Below are 14,151 nucleotides of genomic sequence, written 5' to 3'. Positions count from 1 at the left end.
GCTGTCGATCGGCTTCGTCGCGATGGTGATGGCGATGGCGGTGGGCATCGTCGTCGGGGCCTTCGCCGGCTTCTATGGCGGCGTGGTCGGCGCGGTGCTGATGCGGCTCGTCGATGCCATGCTCTGCTTTCCGACCATCTTCCTGCTGCTTGCGCTCGCGGCGCTCATCGAGCCCGGCTTCATCACCACCACCGTGCTGATCGCGGCAACCGCCTGGATGTGGGTGGCCCGCGTCGTCGAGGCCCAGGTGCGCTCGCTGCGGGAGCGCGAGTTTGCGGTTGCTGCACTCGCGTTCGGCTCGTCGAATCTGCGGATCATGTTCCGCGAGCTCGTACCCAATGCGATCGCGCCGATCGTGGTGGCGGCGACGCTGAACGTGGCCAAGGCCATTCTGCTCGAATCCTATCTCAGCTATCTCGGTTACGGCATCCAACCGCCGGCCGCGAGCCTCGGCAACATGCTCAATAACGCGCAGATCTATCTCACCAGCGCGCCCTGGCTCGCGATTGCACCGGGCCTCGCCATCACGCTTGCGGTGACGAGCTTCAACTTCCTCGGCGACGGCCTGCGCGACGCGCTCGATCCGCGGATGAACATCCCATGATCTGCAAACTAGCGACGAGCCGAGCTGTCTCGATCGAACTGAATATCTGGAGTTTCCCATGTCCCCGCCGCTCACCCGCATAAACAGTGACGAGCGCCTGCCAGCGCAGGTGGATGTCGTCGTCATCGGCGGCGGCGTCATTGGCGTCTCCGCGGCCTATCATCTCGCAAAGAAGGGCCTCTCCGTCGCCTTGGTCGAGAAGGGCCATGTCGGCGGCGAGCAGTCGAGCCGCAATTGGGGCTGGTGCCGCCAGCAGGGCCGCGCGCGTGAGGAGATCCCGCTGGCCCGCGAGGCGCTGCGGCTGTGGGAAGACATGCAAAACGATGCCGGCGTCGATGCCGGCTTCCGCCGTACCGGCGTGCTGTTCCTGACCAAGAGCAAGGACGAGCTCGCCAGCTGGGAGCGATGGGCCGCAACGGCGCGCGAGATGCAGGTTCACTCGACCGTGCTGACGCCGGCGGAGGTCGCCGAGCGCCTGCCCGGCAATGCCGAGACATGGGTTGGCGGATTGCACACGCCGAGCGACGGGCGCGCCGAGCCCTCAATGGCCGTGCCGGCGCTTGCGACCGCCGCGCGAAAGCACGGCGTCACGATTCATCAGGGCTGCGCCGCGCGTGGGTTGGAGACGCAAGGTGGACGGGTGAGCGCCGCCGTCACCGAGAAGGGCACCGTTCGCACGCAATCGGTGCTGCTGTCCGGCGGCGCCTGGTCGTCGCTATTCTGCCGTCGCCACGGCATCGAGCTGCCGATCGGCCTCGTCAATGCGACCGCGTGCCGGACCACGCCGGGGCCGGAGATCACCTCCGGTGCGCTCGGCACCGATTTCTATTGCATCCGCCGCCGCCTCGACGGCGGCTTTACCCTGGCGCTACGCAACCGCGGCACGGTCGAACTGTCGCCTGATCTGTTCCGGTACGCGCGAACTTTCTGGCCGACCTATCTGCATCGCAAGAATGGGTTGAAACTGTCGTTCGGCAAATCCTTCTTCGACCAGCTCATGCGCGGCACGAACTGGAGCTTGGACAAGCCGTCGCCATTCGAGACCGAGCGGGTGCGCGATCCCGCGCCTGACATGTCGCTGGTCAATGCCGCGCTGGCTTCGCTGATCAAGTCGAACCCTGAATTGAAGGACATCGAGATCGCGGAAGCCTGGGGCGGGACGATCGACTGCACGCCGGATACCATTCCGGTCATCTCGCCGGTCGATGCCATGCCTGGCTTCTTCCTTGCCACCGGCTTCTCCGGCCACGGCTTTGGCATCGGTCCTGCGGCCGGCAAGCTCGCGGCGGACATCGTGACGGGCGCGACGCCGCTGGTCGATCCCGCGGCCTACAGCCACAAGCGCCTGATCGACGGCCGCCGGCTCGCGCCGGTCAGCCCGTTCTGAGAGTTTTGGCGGCATGACGGTTCTCTACAAGGCCAACATGGTTCGGGGCGCTGAATGGGCGGGCTTCTTCGCCGAGCGCGCGCCCGATGTGCCATTCCGGCTCTGGCCCGACATCGGCGATCCCGCCGACATCCGCTATCTCGTGGCGTGGGTGCCGCCCGACGACATCGCGACGACTTTCCCAAATCTCGAGCTGGTCTTCTCGGTCGGTGCGGGTGTCGATCAGTTCGACGCGAAAAAACTTCCAGCGCACATTCCGCTCGTTCGCATGCTGGAGCCTGGCATCGCCGAGACCATGGTCGAATACGTCACCATGGCGGTGCTCGCCCTGCATCGCGATCTCCTGCACTTCATCGCCCAGCAGAAGGCGCAGGTCTGGCGCGAGATCCGGATCACGCCGGCGAAGCGGCGGCGCGTCGGCGTGATGGGTCTCGGCCAACTCGGCCAGGCCGTGCTCGAACGCCTCACGGCTTTCGACTTTCCACTACTCGGCTGGAACCGATCGATGCGCGAGATCGACGGCGTCACCTGTTATACGGGCATGGGGACGTTGCCGGATTTCCTTGCGCAGACCGACATTCTCGTCTGCCTGTTGCCTCTGACGGATGAGACCCGCGGCATCCTCAATGCGGACTTGTTCGCGCGCCTGCCGCGCGGCGCGTCGCTCGTCAACGTCGGGCGTGGCCCGCATCTGGTCGAAGCCGACTTTCTCGCGGCGCTCGACAGCGGCGCGTTGTCGGGTGCTGTCCTCGATGTCGCCGAGCCGGAGCCGCTGTCTGCGGGTCACCCTTTCTGGAGCCATCCGCGCATCCTGGTCACGCCGCACAATGCCAGCATGACGACGCCGGATACGGCGGTCGATTTCGTGCTGGATGTGATTGCGCGCCACCGCCGCGGTGAAGAATTGCCGGGGCGTGTCGATCGTAGTCGCGGCTATTAGGACACTGGCATGAGCATGGGCGCAAGCGGAGCTGATCAAATCGCTGCCAACGCGCAGTCGCCGGTGCTGTCGGTTTCCGGCCTGACGACGTCCTTCCTGCGTGAGCGGCGATGGATTCCCGTCGTCTGCGACGTGTCGTTCGATATTGCCTCGCGGGAAACCGTGGCGATCGTCGGCGAGTCCGGTTCGGGCAAGAGCGTCACTGCGCTCTCGATCATGCGGCTCATTCCGAAGGAGAACGGCCGCGTCGAAGGCAGCGTCCGGCTTGCCGGTCGCGACCTGCTGACGCTGCCCGAAGCGAGCATGAAGGATGTTCGTGGCAACGAAATCGCCATGATCTTCCAGGAGCCAATGACGAGCCTCAATCCGGTGCTGACCATCGGCTTCCAGATTGCGGAAGCACTGATCCAGCACCGCGGCCTGTCGCGCGCGGCGGCGGAGGTCGAGACCATATGCCTGCTCGACCGCGTGCGGATACCTGCGGCGAAATCGCGCTTCCACGAGCATCCGCATCGCTTCTCCGGCGGCATGCGCCAGCGCGTAATGATCGCGATGGCGCTGGCCTGCAAGCCGAGGCTGCTGATCGCAGACGAGCCGACCACCGCGCTCGACGTCACGATCCAGGCCCAGATCCTGGAGCTTCTGAAGGAGCTTCAGCAGGAAGAGGAGATGTCGATCCTCTTCATCACCCACGACATGGGGGTGGTGGCCGAGATCGCGGACCGCACCGTGGTGATGTATGGCGGCCAGGCAGTGGAAACCGATGCGACCGCGCGCATCTTTGCTTCACCCTCGCATCCTTATACCCGCTCGCTGCTCGCGGCCGTGCCACGCCTCGGCTCGATGGACGGGCGGACGCGGCCGATGCGTTTTCCGACCGTCGACAAGGTGACGGGGACCTCTGACGAGCCGGCGGAGACGCCCGATACGGTCTCGATTGCCGAGCGACCGCTGCTCGAGGTCTCCAACCTCACGACGCGCTTTCCAATCCGCTCGGGCCTGTTCGGCAAGGTCTCGGGCCGCGTCCATGCGGTCGAGAACATCTCCTTCACCTTGCGCGCCGGGGAGACGCTGGCGCTGGTCGGCGAATCCGGCTGCGGCAAGTCGACGACGGGCCGCTCCATTCTCAAGCTGACGGAGCCGGACAGCGGCACCGTTCTGGTGGACGGGCAGGATGTGCTGGCGATGAATGCCCGCACCTTGCGTGACTTTCGCAAGCAGATGCAGATCGTGTTCCAGGATCCGTTCGCGAGCCTCAACCCGCGCATGTCGGTGGGAACGGCGATTGCGGCCCCATTGCTCGCCAACGGGCTCGTCACGGCGTCGCAGGCACGGGAGAAGGTCGCCGACCTGCTTGTCCGCGTTGGTCTCACCGCCGACATGGCCGCGCGCTTTCCGCACGAATTCTCCGGTGGCCAGCGCCAGCGCATCTGCATTGCCCGCGCGCTCGCGCTCGGACCGAAGCTGATCGTCGCGGACGAAGCGGTCTCGGCGCTCGACGTTTCGGTCAAGGCGCAGGTCGTCAATCTGATGCTGGACCTTCAGGCCAGCATGGGACTTGCCTATCTCTTCATTTCCCACGATATCGCGGTGGTCGAGCGCATGAGCCATCGCGTCGCGGTGATGTATCTCGGCGAGATCGTCGAAACCGGTCCACGCGCGGCCCTGTTCGGAAATCCGCAGCATCCCTATACGAAGAAGCTGATGGCGGCCGTGCCAGTGCCCGATCCAGCGCGCCGCGGCACCAGGCGCGAGGCCACGAATGACGAGATCAGAAGCCCGGTGCGCGCGCCCGATTACCAGCCGCCCGTGCGTCAATTTCGTGAGGTGTCGCCGGGCCATGTCGTCCAGCTCTGGGGCGAGGAATGGTCCAACTGACGTGCGCAGGCCGCAAATTATTTCCAAAATGCACGATGAAGTCGCCCCGCGATCTGCCGGGCAGGTCAACGGTGGTGTCCTTCGCGACGCCAGGCCGGTGACATCACGCTGAAATCACAATGAAATCATCGCGGCACGGCCCGGTGCGACGGCTGGCCGCGCCAGCTTCGTGTTATGCGCTGCAGCTGGACCGTCGGCCGGCGATCTCCGATAATGCGCGGATCTCGGGAAGGCCGGCGAAGACGTGCCTTTACGGATGGATTTACTAGAATGACACAAGCAGGCGTCTACGGGCAGAGGCTCGGGCAGGGCCTTCGCTCCAAGCAAGCACCGGTCCTGATCACGCGTTCGCTGCACAGCGCCGAGCTCGCGGTCACCGAAGTCCGCAACGACGATCCGACACCGGATATTTCCGGATCGCTGGCTGCGGAAGATGCCTATCTCCTCAGCCTGAAACTCCGCGACTATCCGGATTGCGAATGCTGGGAGGAGGGCCGCTGTGTCACCAAGGCGGATGTTCGCGCAGGTGCGACTTATCTGTACGACCTCAAGCGTGACCCGCGCTATGTGATCGACAAGCCGTTTCACTCGCTCTTCTTCTATTTGCCGCGCTCGGCGCTCAACAGCGTTGCCAGGCAACCGGGCGGGCCGCGCGTAGGCGAGCTCAGCTACGAGCCCGGTGTCGGTCATGACGACGAGGTCGTTCGACATGTCGGTGCCTCGTTGCGGCAAGGACTGTGTCGGCCCGACGAGACCAACCAGCTTTTCGTCGATCACATGATGCTCGCGCTCACCGCCCATGTCGCCCAGACCTATGGTGGGCTGAAGCCGGCCGCGGAACCGAGCCGCGGCGGTCTCGCGCCATGGCAGGTGAAGCGTGCGTGTGACCGGCTCGATTCCGATCTCTCGGGCAAGATCGCGCTGCAGCTGATCGCGACCGAGCTTGGCCTGTCAGTCAGCCACTTCTCACGCGCATTCCGGATCTCCACCGGCCTGCCGCCGCATCAATGGCTGCTCCAACAGCGCGTCAAGGCGGCCAAGCAACTGATGACAGTCCGCGACCTGCCGTTATCCGAGATTGCCATCTCGGCCGGATTTGCCAATCAGAGCCATTTCACGCGGGTGTTCTCGTCCATCGTCGGCGTCAGTCCGGGCGCATGGCGCCGAGAAACGGATGGTGGACGGGACAAGACTTGAAGTTACCGACGCTTCGCCAGCGAGATCGTGTAGGCCGTGCGGCGCGCCGCAAAAATCTCGTCCGGCGGATGGCCGATGCCGTCGGCAAGATTGGCTGGATTGAAGATGGAGCCGTCGCAGGCCGCGTTGGCTTCGAGGCTGGTGATGACGATCGTCCCCAGCCGCACCTGCTCACGGTTGTCCTCGTCCGGCCATCGCAGGGTCACGTCCATAGTGGGATCGCCGGGACGGTCGAGCAAGGCCATCACGTTGAATCGGACGTCGCCGGCTACGATCCTCCGCGCGAGATCGTCATGCAGGAAATCGGCCGACTTCGCCCTCGCTTCGTCCTCGCTCAAGGTGACGTCGCCGCCGACCGGCGAGACCTTGAACTTGATGAAGCGGGTCTCATCCTTCGCGTTCGTCGCGGGAAAGGAGTGCACGCCCCAATAGGTCGTGCCGGCAAAGCTGCCGGGCAGCCGGCGTGCCGCGACGTAATTCGCCTGGTTCAGTGTTTCAGGATTGGCTGCCGAAAAGGCCCGGACCTTCTCGATGTCAGGCTTGCCGTCCGCACCCGGAATGCGCGCCTCGAGGAAGGCGAGCATCTGGTCGAGCGTCCGTGCAAAATGCACCGGAGCGGTTTCCGTCAGGATGTCCGAGCGATGGGCGTCGTCGCCCAGCCTGAAGCTGAAGCCGCGCAGCACGAGGTTGTTGGTGTCGGTCACCCCGGGATTGCCGCCGCCGACGGAGAAGCGCGCCAGCACGCGCGACGGTTTTGTGAAGCTCAGCGATCGCGTAATCTCTGCCGCGCGGTCGGACGGGGCATAGGTCCCGCGCACACATCGACCCTTGGCGAAGCTCGCGCGCACCTTCGGCGGATTGCCTGCGACCGCCTTCAATGCATCGACGACCGCGGCGGGTGTTGCAGCGGGGGTGGGAAGTTCGGACATGGCTTGGCCTCCGGCAAAAGCGGCATGTCCGTGTGTTAGGGCTGGCGGAGCGCCGGCGTCTTTCCTAAAGCCGCGCTGCCTTGTCCGATCCTGCTGATTGCTTGCTCGCGCTTCAGGAATTCACGTGCACGAAACACGGTATGAGGGGATAGATCTGATGTCGGCGAGACGCGGGACAACTTGTTTACTGATTCAGCTCCCGTGCTCCCGTGCTCCCGGGTCTCGCGACGATGCAGACTTGTCCTCCGGAAATTGTGATCGGATAGAGCGACGGGGAACCGCGTTATGTGAACCGTCTCATATTTCATCACTCTCTTTCGAGCTATCACTCCCGCAAGAAATTGCCGCACCCGGACCTAACTGACCGACACGGGTGAGATGCAATGCCTGCGTAGCCGCGTGCTCGCAGCTTTGGATTGGCTCTCGTCTTGCTCACGAGCAAGCCAGCCCCATCACTCAGCACAGATTTTTCAGAAATTGGAATCAAGGCAATCGCAAAACGCGTCCACGAGGCTGCCTCTATTCGGGGTCGGCCGGTAGGCCGCTACTTACCTAAGAAGGAGACCCCCAATGAAAATTAGTGATGCAGTTTCCAGCGCATTTTCCCTAACGAGGGGCTCCGGCAATCTTCGGATCGCTCGTTCCGGTCTGATCAGGTCGGCCCATCTTCTTGAAAGAATTGGGCTCGCAGCCGTTGGGGCCTCCTGTGGCCTCTATGTGGGTGCGACCCTGTTGCGTGAGAAAGGCGGACTGTTTGAAAGCGGCTGGATCGTGCTGATAACGATGCTCTATGGAGCTCTCAGCTATTATGTCGGAATTGATTTGTCTCGCAGTGTCGCGCGGAAGTCGATCTCGAGCAACTCGGAAGAGTGGAATGGTTCCGAGCCGGCTGAGATCATGAGTGCGGCTGGAACGTTCGGCGCCGCGATTGCCGCAACTCTGTCCGTCAGCATCCTTGTCCTTGATCAAAACCCAGCCAATGGCCTGATAACCTTTGTTGCCGGCTGTTGGGTGGTTGGTTCCTCGCTCCAAGTTGCGGCGGGCATGATGGCTCGCAACTACGAAGCGCGCATGGACAAGCAATGAAGGAATTGTCCTCACGCAAGAACGTCTGCTTGGCGTCATGACGAGTGCACAAGCCGCAGTGTTGGATTCGATTTCAGGTCCGGAGTGAGTAGTGACCACTCATCGCAACCTCTGTCGTCCAACGCTGCGGGAAGACGATTTTTGGTAGCGCAGTCGTTCGCATCGGGCGGCGACCCGGCTTGGAAGCCGTGTCGGTACTGAGTAACCTAAATTATCGCACAACAAACAAGACGTGCCATCATGGCGGTGTTGGGATATCGTCCCCGCGCCGTGGTCCAAAATCCTGCTAACCGCCAACCACACGATCGGTGGAGCCAATGCAGATTGCGGAGTGGCTCGAGAAACTGGGGCTTGGGCAATACGCAGAGCGTTTTGCCCAGAATGGAATCGACGTGGGCGTCCTCCCCGAACTGATGGACGAGGACTTTGAAAAGCTCGGAGTCCTGCTAGGCCATCGCCGCAAAATGCTGCGTGCTATTGCCGACCTCGATCCAGCCGCGTTGATCGCATCGCCGACCCCTCCTCAGGACGCCGAGCGGCGCCACCTCACCGTTATGTTTTGCGATCTGGTCGGCTCGACCGCGCTCTCGGCGCGTCTCGATCCCGAGGATATGTGGGAAGTGATCCGGGCCTACCGCGCCGCCTGCGCGAGCGTCATTGCCGCTTATGACGGCAGGATAGCCAGGTTCGTTGGCGACGGAATACTCGTCTATTTCGGCTATCCTCGCGCGCATGAGGATGATGCGGAGCGCGCAGTACGAGCTGCCCTCGACACTATCTCCGCAATTGGGCAGCTCAAAACGGGCGCCGACGAACGGGTTGAACTGCGCATCGCAATTGCGACAGGGCTTGTGGTGGTCGGTGACCTCATCAGTGGAGATGCATCAGAGGAGCAGGCAACCGTCGGCGACACACCAAACCTCGCCGCTCGGCTCCAGAGCCTGGCGGAACCGGGCGCGGTCGTCGTTGCTTCGTCGACGCGCCGGCTGCTTGGTGATCTCTTCACGTTTCGCAATCTCGGCCGCCGTGAGGTCAAGGGGATAGCCGAACCAATCGCAGTCTGGGCGGTGGAGGGGGCGATCGCATCCGAGAGTCGCTTCGAGGCGGTCCGCGCGGTACGCTCGATCGGTTTTGTCGGCCGCAGGGACGAGATCGAGTTCACTCTCTCGCGCCAGCGGCTGGCATGGCAGGGGCAGGGCCAGATGGTATTGATTTCTGGCGAAGCGGGCATCGGCAAGTCGCGCATTGTCGCAACCCTGTCCGAAAGCCCCTCGTTGGGGGCGCACCGCCGGGTGCGATATCAGTGTTCGCCCTACCATACCAACAGTGTGCTCCATCCCTTTGTCGCGCAGCTCGAGCGCGCCGCCGGCATCCGGTCGCACGACACGCCTGGGCAAAAGCTCGACAAGCTCGAGGCAATGCTGTCGCTTGGAACACAGCAGGTCGCCCAAGCGACACCGCTCATTGCGGCTCTCCTTTCGATTCCCACCGGCGACCATTGTCCGCCGCTGGCTTTGAGCCCGGCGCAGCAGCGGCGACAGACATTTGCCGCCCTTCTGGATCAGCTTGAGGGGTTGGCGCGAGAGCAACCCCTGCTGATTATCTGCGAGGATATGCATTGGGCCGATGCCACGACACTTGAACTGTTCGATCTCGCGGTCGATCGTATCAGAGGACTGCCGATACTCGTGCTCATGACATCCCGGCCAGAGTTCGAGCCCTCCTGGTCGGGCCTTGCCAACGTCAGTCTGTTGCGGCTCGACCGACTCGATCGGCGGGACTCGCGCGCGCTGGTCGAACAGGTGGCCGTTGGTCGCCAGCTGCCACGCGAGATGATGAAGCAGATCATCGATAGGACGGATGGCATCCCACTATTCGTCGAGGAATTGACCAAGATGGTGCTGGAGTCCGGGCTACTCCTCGAAGATGCCGGGCGCTATCGTCTCGATAATCCGCTCCCGCCGCTCGCTATTCCCGCGACGCTGCAGGATTCGCTGATGGCGCGGCTTGACCGGCTGGCCCCCGTCAAGGAGTTAGCGCAGATAGGCGCCGCCATCGGTCGCGACTTTTCATACGCGCTGCTGAGATATGTGGCGGGACGCGATGATCTGACGCTGAGCGCTGCGCTAGCGCAACTCGAAGAGGCCGAACTGCTGGTGCGTCGCGGGGCTCCGCCCGAAGCAAACTATAGTTTCAAGCACGCCCTCGTTCAGGAAGCGGCCTACGAGAGCCTGCTCAAGAGCAAACGGCAGGTGCTTCACAAGCGCATCGGCGATGTCCTGCGCGAGAAGTTTCCAGTCGTCGCCGAGACTGAGCCGGAAGTTCTGGCACACCACTTCACTGAGGCGGGGCTGAACGAGGTCGCCCTCGAATGGTGGCGCAAGGCGGGCCTGCAGGCGCTGAAACGCTCCGCTTATTCCGAGGCGATTGCACATCTCGGCAAGGCGATTGCCATCGCCGATGACCTGCCCGATGAGCACGACCGGATGATGGGTAGGCTACATCTTCAAATCGCATATGGCCGTGCATTACGGGGCAGCCTCGGGCACAGCGCTCCCGAAACGGTCGCCGCATGGACGCGCGCCCGACAGTTCGCAGCCGACATCAATGATCCGGTTGAACTTGCGCCGGTCCATTCGGGTCTCTTCAATGCCTGCCTGACACACGGCGAACTCGCGCCGATGCAGGCGCTGGTGGATGCCATCGTGAACGCCGCTGACCGGCGACCGGCCTCACCGGTGGCCGCCGTCGTTGCACATTGGACGGGCGGGGTTACCTGCTGGTTCGGGGGCGACTACTTGAACGCGAGATTACATCTTGAGAAGGCACTAGAGATCTATGGTGACGAGCCGGATCCCGCGACGTTCAGGGGCTCGGCGCTGGATCTCCCATTCGTGATCATGAGGTTTCTTGCCCTGGTGCTTTGGCCCCTTGGCAGGATCGCCCGCGCACGCCGCCTCGCCGCGGAAGCGATAAGGGCTTCCGGAGAAAAACGGGCGCTTTCTCAGGCCAATGCGCTTGTTCATCGAGCTGTGTTCGACGGACTATGCGGGGGCATGTTGCAGCAAACAGAGACGATCCTGGCGCTTGGTCTCGCTCGCGACCACACGATGCCGCTGTATGTGGCCGCCGGCACTTACCTGAATGGCCTGGCCAAGTGGCGCGCTGGCGACGGAATGGCCGGGCTAACGGAAATGCGTCGCGGCTGGACCTTGCTGCACGAGAATGACTGCTACCTCTGTGAGCCGTTTTGGGGGATGCATGTCGCCATGGCGGATGCAGAGTCGGGCCAACTCGAAAACGGGCTGGAAATCTTGAGCGGATTGATCGCATGGGCGGGGCAATCCGGTCAGCATTGGCTTGATGCCGAGCTGCATCGCGTCTACGGGGAGCTTTTGTTGCGTCATGATCCTTCGGACCTAGCCAGGGCCGAAACTGCGCTAAGCCGAGCGCTTGAAATCGCACGGCACCAACGGGTGAAGACTTTCGAGCTGCGCAGCGCCATTGGACTTGCACGCCTGCATAAGACAAATGGCGGAGCGGGCGCGGTATCCGAGGTGCTCGCTCCCGTGCTCGCTGAATTCGATGCGGAGCGCAATCTTCCCGAAGTCGTTGAAGCCAGAGAGCTGCTCAAGCAAGTGCATTAGGCACGTGCGGTTTGTTTAGCTAGCCGTTTGGTCAGGAGAGACGTCTCGATCCTGACCCATCTCCGGTCGCCTCACTGCAATTGCGCGTTGAGGTTCGCACGTGACGTACGGGCCAGGGGCTGACGGGTTACGAATTCACGTGCACGAAATCCCGCAAGAGCGGGTAGATCTCGTTGTTCCAGCGTTTGCCCGAGAACACGCCGTAATGGCCGACGCCGGCCTGCATGTGGTGGACGCGGCGGTAGGCGCGTACGCCGGTGCAGAGGTCTTGCGCGGCCAGCGTCTGGCCGATCGAGCAGATGTCGTCCTTCTCGCCCTCGACCGTCATCAGCCCCATGCGGCTGACGGCCTTGGTGTTCACCGGACGTCCCCGATGCATCAGCTTGCCCTGGGGCAGAAGATGCTCCTGGAACACGTCTCGCACGGTCTCGATGTAGAATTCCGCGGGCAGGTCCATCACGGCGAAATATTCGTCGTAGAAGGTCTTGATGCTGGCCGCCTTCTCCTTCTCGCCCTTGGCGATGTGATCGGCGAGATCGATGTGCTGCTTGATATGGCGCTCGAGATTCATCGAGACGAAGGCGGTGAGCTGCACGAAGCCGGGATAGACTTTCCGCAGGGCACCGCGGCACTGCATCGGCACGTAGTTGATCAGGTTCTGCTCGAACCAGTCGATTGGCCTGCTCTTGGCGAATTCGTTGACCCTCGTCGGCTGGATGCGCGTGTCGATCGGGCCGGCCATCAGCGTCAGCGTCGCCGGCCGCGAAGGATGGTTGCCCTCGCACATGATCGCGGCGGCCGCGAGTGCGGAGACCGAGGGCTGGCAGATCGCGACCATATGCGGGCGGGGGCCTAATTGGCCGAGGAAGTCGATGAGATGCTCGGTGTAGTCGTCGAGCCCGAAACGGCCCTCGCTGCGGGGAATGTCGCGTGGATTGTGCCAGTCGGTGATGTAGACGTCGTGATCCTGCAGCAGCGTCTTCACGGTGCCGCGCAGCAGCGTCGAAAAATGGCCGGACATCGGCGCCACCAGGAGCATGCGCGGCTGCTCGCCCACGCCTTCCTTCTTGAAACGCAGCAGCGAGCCGAACGGGGTCGCGTAAGCGATCTCCTCGGTTACGGCGACCTCGCGATTGCCGACCATGACGCTGTCGATGCCGTAGGCGGGGCGGTGATAGGTGAGGGTGGAGCGGGAGATCAACTCCAGCGCGGCCGACAGCCGGCCGACGACCTGATCCGATAAGCCCTGCGGCACCAGATTGAGGAATTTGAGTGCGGACGAAGCCCCCGACCGCCACGGCGCCGTCAGGTCCATATGGTTCTGAAAGGCCTGATAATACATCGACATCATACTGAAACGCCCACCTGTCCCCGTGCTGCTATGCAATATCGGAGCCAAACCGGAGATGGGCCGTCCTCAAGATTGGCACGTCGCTTGCTGCTCTTTTGGCGGGAAGCACAGGCGGTGCGCACTCCCGCAGTCCAGGCGGGTGCAAGTCTTAGGCGTGAGGGAAGGCCATATGGCGAAGGCGACACTGACCATCAGCAGCAAGAACTATTCGTCCTGGTCGCTGCGTGGCTGGCTGCTGACGAAATTTTCCGGGCTCGATTTCGATGAGATCGTCACCGCGCCGGACGACGCGTCGGCGCGTGCCGAAATCCTGCTATTGTCGTCGTCGATCCTGGTGCCGTGCCTGCGGCACGACGGCGCGATCGTCTGGGATACGCTGGCGATCGCCGAATATCTCAACGAGGCGATGCCGGATGCCGGGCTGCTGCCCGCGGATCGCGTTCAGCGCGCGCATTGCCGCTCGATCTGCGGCGAAATCCATTCCGGCTTCACCACCTTGCGCGCCTCGCTGCCGGTCAATCTGAAGGGGCACTTCCCCGGCTTCAAGATCTGGTCGCGCGCGCAGGCCGACATCGATCGCGTCTGGGCGATCTGGCGCGACTGCCTGGACAAATCGGGCGGCCCCTTCCTGTTCGGCGAGACCCGCACCATGGCTGACGCGATGTACGCCCCGGTGCTGACGCGCTTCGTGACCTATAACGTCAAGCTCGAGCCACAGCTGCAAGCCTATGCCGATACCATCATCGCCATGCCGGAGATGAAGGAATGGATCGCGGCGGCACGGGATGAGCCGGCCGAGATCGAGGAGCTCGAGGTCGAATATTAGGCAGGCCGGGTGCCATCTGCCTGTTTTGGGAGCGAGCATCCAACCGCCGCACCCCGCGGTCATGTCATTGAAGGCGTTAACGTTTGACGCCCGTGGTGGGCTGAGCCCGCTCACGCGCTGTGCAGATATTGTATGCGCGCGCTGGCCGGTTGCGACATCTAGCCGTGAACAGGCGCGTACGGGGCGCTACGGCTGATTCGGACGTGATTCGTTCGGGCCGCGTTCCGAAGGTTAAAGCCGGGACGCGGCCCCGTTGCATTTTGAGACAGAAATCAGTGCTCAGGCCACGCCCGAATGCTTCATGCG

Annotated in this window: 10 protein-coding genes; 8 read left to right on the top strand and 2 right to left on the bottom strand. The window is 63.1% G+C overall.

The annotated features are described in order from the left end of the window. The 5 genes from IVB32_RS17985 to IVB32_RS17965 form a co-directional block, all read left to right on the top strand. The coding region (locus tag IVB32_RS17985) for an ABC transporter permease (RefSeq protein ID WP_247410869.1) at positions 1-604 on the top strand (604 nt) is incomplete at its 5' end. A gap of 58 nt (positions 605-662) precedes the next feature. Beyond that, entirely contained in the window at positions 663-1,991 is a 1,329-nt protein-coding gene (locus tag IVB32_RS17980) for an FAD-binding oxidoreductase (RefSeq protein ID WP_247410867.1), read from the top strand. Between the two features lie 13 nt (positions 1,992-2,004). Continuing rightward, positions 2,005-2,931, top strand: a complete 927-nt coding sequence (locus tag IVB32_RS17975) for a glyoxylate/hydroxypyruvate reductase A (RefSeq protein ID WP_204512117.1) — start codon at positions 2,005-2,007, stop codon at positions 2,929-2,931. A 9-nt stretch (positions 2,932-2,940) separates the two neighbouring features. Beyond that, entirely contained in the window at positions 2,941-4,809 is a 1,869-nt protein-coding gene (locus IVB32_RS17970) for an ABC transporter ATP-binding protein (protein WP_204512116.1), read from the top strand. A gap of 270 nt (positions 4,810-5,079) precedes the next feature. Continuing rightward, positions 5,080-6,006 (top strand): AraC family transcriptional regulator, encoded by a 927-nt coding sequence (locus IVB32_RS17965; protein WP_085385352.1) that lies wholly within the window; start codon positions 5,080-5,082, stop codon positions 6,004-6,006. Between the two features lie 2 nt (positions 6,007-6,008). Here IVB32_RS17965 and IVB32_RS17960 read toward each other — a convergent pair whose 3' ends face one another. Further along, entirely contained in the window at positions 6,009-6,935 is a 927-nt protein-coding gene (locus IVB32_RS17960; protein WP_085361470.1) for a catalase family peroxidase, read from the bottom strand. 570 nt (positions 6,936-7,505) lie between these two features. Here IVB32_RS17960 and IVB32_RS17955 point away from each other — a divergent pair. Together IVB32_RS17955 and IVB32_RS17950 are read left to right on the top strand one after the other, a co-directional pair. Next, entirely contained in the window at positions 7,506-8,021 is a 516-nt protein-coding gene (locus IVB32_RS17955; protein ID WP_204512115.1) for a hypothetical protein, read from the top strand. Positions 8,022-8,338: 317 nt separating this feature from the next. Beyond that, positions 8,339-11,668: an adenylate/guanylate cyclase domain-containing protein gene (locus tag IVB32_RS17950; RefSeq protein WP_247294985.1), complete on the top strand. Its 3,330-nt coding sequence runs from the start codon at positions 8,339-8,341 to the stop codon at positions 11,666-11,668. Positions 11,669-11,795: 127 nt separating this feature from the next. Here IVB32_RS17950 and phaZ read toward each other — a convergent pair whose 3' ends face one another. Next, positions 11,796-13,019, bottom strand: a complete 1,224-nt coding sequence (phaZ, locus tag IVB32_RS17945; RefSeq protein ID WP_018454111.1) for a polyhydroxyalkanoate depolymerase — start codon at positions 13,017-13,019, stop codon at positions 11,796-11,798. A gap of 169 nt (positions 13,020-13,188) precedes the next feature. Between phaZ and IVB32_RS17940 the strand changes: the two genes are divergently transcribed. Continuing rightward, entirely contained in the window at positions 13,189-13,845 is a 657-nt protein-coding gene (locus IVB32_RS17940; protein WP_247370183.1) for a glutathione S-transferase family protein, read from the top strand. Positions 13,846-14,151: the final 306 nt, after the last annotated feature.

It is taken from the genome of Bradyrhizobium sp. 23 (assembly GCF_023073295.1).
Classification (GTDB): Bacteria; Pseudomonadota; Alphaproteobacteria; order Rhizobiales; family Xanthobacteraceae; genus Bradyrhizobium; species Bradyrhizobium canariense_D.
Note: the sequence above shows the minus strand (reverse complement) of the source record. Positions and strands in the feature narration are given on the sequence as shown.